General features: G+C 33.1%; 3 protein-coding genes. All 3 read left to right on the plus strand.

From position 1 onward, the window contains the following. Nucleotides 1-142 precede the first annotated feature (142 nt). The 3 genes from BM141_RS22285 to BM141_RS22295 are packed head-to-tail and all read left to right on the plus strand — an operon-like array spanning nt 143 to nt 2,414. Nucleotides 143-802, plus strand: a complete 660-nt coding sequence (locus BM141_RS22285; RefSeq protein ID WP_091549638.1) for a DUF4433 domain-containing protein — start codon at nt 143-145, stop codon at nt 800-802. A gap of 11 nt (nt 803-813) precedes the next feature. Then, nucleotides 814-1,467 carry an HD domain-containing protein gene (locus tag BM141_RS22290; RefSeq protein WP_091549639.1) on the plus strand — a complete coding sequence of 218 codons (654 nt, stop codon included), beginning with the start codon at nt 814-816 and terminating at the stop codon, nt 1,465-1,467. After that, on the plus strand, nt 1,464-2,414 hold the full coding sequence (locus BM141_RS22295; protein WP_091549640.1) for a macro domain-containing protein: 951 nt from the start codon (nt 1,464-1,466) through the stop codon (nt 2,412-2,414). The genes BM141_RS22290 and BM141_RS22295 overlap by 4 nt, the downstream gene beginning before the upstream one ends. Nucleotides 2,415-2,646: the final 232 nt, after the last annotated feature.

A 2,646-nucleotide genomic window follows, 5' to 3' on the forward strand; every position in this document is an offset into this window, starting at 1 on the left:
GTGCTAAATTAAACATTTGTGCTTTCTATGGACTTTTGTGCATGTGGAAACGATAGTGCTACTAAGCCCGCCCTGCACAAATGCTTTTCCGTTAGGCGATACTTAGAAACGCCAAAGTTTAAACCTAAAACTTAGAAACTGTATGATAACAGTAAACAAAGACGGTAAAGATTTCAATTTGACTTATGCTGAACATATGGTTCATCATAAGAATTTGGAAAGTGTTTTGACTAACGGACTTTTATCCCACAATAAAGCCTACGAAAAAGGACTTATCAAGGAAGATATTTCTATGAGTGAAGTCCAAGAAAGACGACAAAAACGGGTATTACGAATTGACGACTTTCAAGTTGGGATACACGACTTGGTTTCTTTTTACTTCAACTCGAAGAACCCAATGCTTTATCGTAGAAAAAATATTCAGCACGAATTAGTCATTATCTTAATAAGTGCCGATATTTTAGATAGTAAGCACACCGACAGTAAATTTGCAATTTTCTCAAATGGTAACGCAGGGAGCAATGCAACAAAATTTTTCATAGGCAAAGATAAACTTGTCAATGTTGATTTAGAATTGATTTTTAGCGGTTCTTGGAACAATGAAGATGCAGAAATTAAGAAAGAGAATGTACGTAAAATGTGTTCCGAAATTTTAGTTTACCCTTCTGTAACTGTAAAAGACATACAGAAAATAATATGCCCAAATCAAACAATGTACGACTATGTTACAAGCCTAAAAAATAAGTTAGGCAGTAGTGTTGCACATATTACAGTAGAAACTCAAACAGGTTACTTTTTCTAAGGCTCACAAATATGCAAGAAATATTACAAAAAGTACCTTTTGAGCCTCAAAAACTACTTAACGAGTTGAAAACAAGTTTAAATTTGAGTAGTATTTATGAGCAAAAAGTTAGGCATTATACACTTGAAAAACATACATTATTGGTAATGAATGGGTTTGAAAAATATTTTTCCACAACAGAATTACCAATAAGTAAAAATTTGTTTCGTTTGATGTTAGCCTTACACGATATTGGAAAACCGAAAGCCTTTAATGAAGGAAATAAGAATAACCAATATCAATACACTGTTGAGATGATTAACAGTATTCGTAATAATTTGCCCTTTCAGGCAAGCGAAATAGATTTGATAATAGTGTTAGTAGGTACTGATGTCTTGGGTTTATATATGCAAAACTTGATAAGTATTGAAAATGCTAAACAGCAGATTATAAAATTGGCTCAACAAACCAATTTGCCTGTTTCTGCGTTTTATAAATTGATGACTGTTTATTATCAATGTGATATAGGCAGTTACACAGCAGATGCGGGTGGTTTTGCCTACTTAGAACACATATTTGAATACCAAAACGGTAGCAAAGTATTTGATTTTAACAAGCAAAGACTAAATTTTTCGCATCAGTTTGAAACAAAATTTGTGGAACTTGAAAAAACATTGTTGTTATGAGTGAGATAAAGTTTATAAAAGGAAATATTTTTACGTCAAAGCATCAAACCCTTGTAAATACGGTTAATTGCGTAGGTATTATGGGAGCGGGTATTGCTTTGGAGTTTAAATATCGCTATCCTGAAATGTTCGAGAAGTATGCTAAATATTGCGAAGACAAACTCATACAAATAGGTAAATTGTGGGTTTATGAAGTTCCCAATGTTAATCAGAAAGTTTTAAACTTCCCAACCAAACAGCATTGGAAATATCCGAGCAAGTACGAGTATTTGGAAAAGGGTTTAAGTAAGTTTGTAGAAACTTATAAGGACAAAGGTATTACCTCTATTGCGTTTCCAATGCTTGGTGCTTTGAATGGTGGTTTAGACCCTGATAGAGTAATAGACTTAATGCAACAATATTTAAGTTCTTGCGATATTCCTATTGAAGTCTATGAATATGACGGACAAGCCTCTGATGATTTGATAGATAAGTTTCGTAATGCTTTTATTTACGATAGTTTGAAAGAACTTGAAAAAACAACAGGTTTAAAACCTAATGTTTTAAAAAAAGTAAAATCAGTATTAGAAAATCAAGATTTAAACAGTTTAATTCAACTTGATAAGGTGAAAGGCATTGGCGAAGAAACTGTTAAGGCTTGTTATCAGTTTGCTATGAAACTGAAAACTAAACCCAAAGCACAACAGGCTATTGCCCAAGATATTTTTAGTATTGCAGAACCACAAAAGCAGGAAATAGTACAAAACCCTAAATCAATTAAAGTAAATGGTATAAAAACAGAATTTGACTTGTCTGAAAAAGTAACTTTGACAGGTTTAGACGTTCAAACCATTCAAAAAATTGAGAGTAAGGAAGAAGAAGTAAGCATAAGAGCAATTAAAACATATTGCCAAGCATTAAAACTTAACTTTGCAGAGTTTATAGCAAAAAATTACGTAACTACTTGATAAAGAGCAAAATAAGCATCGCCTAACATTGCATTTGTGGCAAGGCGGGCAGACGTGCTAAATTGAACTTTTGTGCTTTCTATGGGCTTTTGTGCGTGTGGAAACAGTAGTGCTATTAAACCCGCCCTGCACAAATGCTTTTCCGTTAGCGGTTATTGTAAGAATAAATTTTTGATGCGGTTTGTGCTATCAAACTACTTTCTGCTAAAAGTTTTGCGACAAAGTGCGTTTT

It is taken from the genome of Thermoflexibacter ruber, from assembly GCF_900113045.1.
GTDB lineage: Bacteria > Bacteroidota > Bacteroidia > Cytophagales > Thermoflexibacteraceae > Thermoflexibacter > Thermoflexibacter ruber.

What these genes read in the sequence shown, in the direction of transcription:
- BM141_RS22285 (WP_091549638.1), top strand. Translation starts at nt 143, where the DNA reads ATGATAACAGTAAACAAAGACGGTAAAGATTTCAATTTGACTTATGCT.
- BM141_RS22290 (WP_091549639.1), top strand. Translation starts at nt 814, where the DNA reads ATGCAAGAAATATTACAAAAAGTACCTTTTGAGCCTCAAAAACTACTT.
- BM141_RS22295 (WP_091549640.1), top strand. Translation starts at nt 1,464, where the DNA reads ATGAGTGAGATAAAGTTTATAAAAGGAAATATTTTTACGTCAAAGCAT.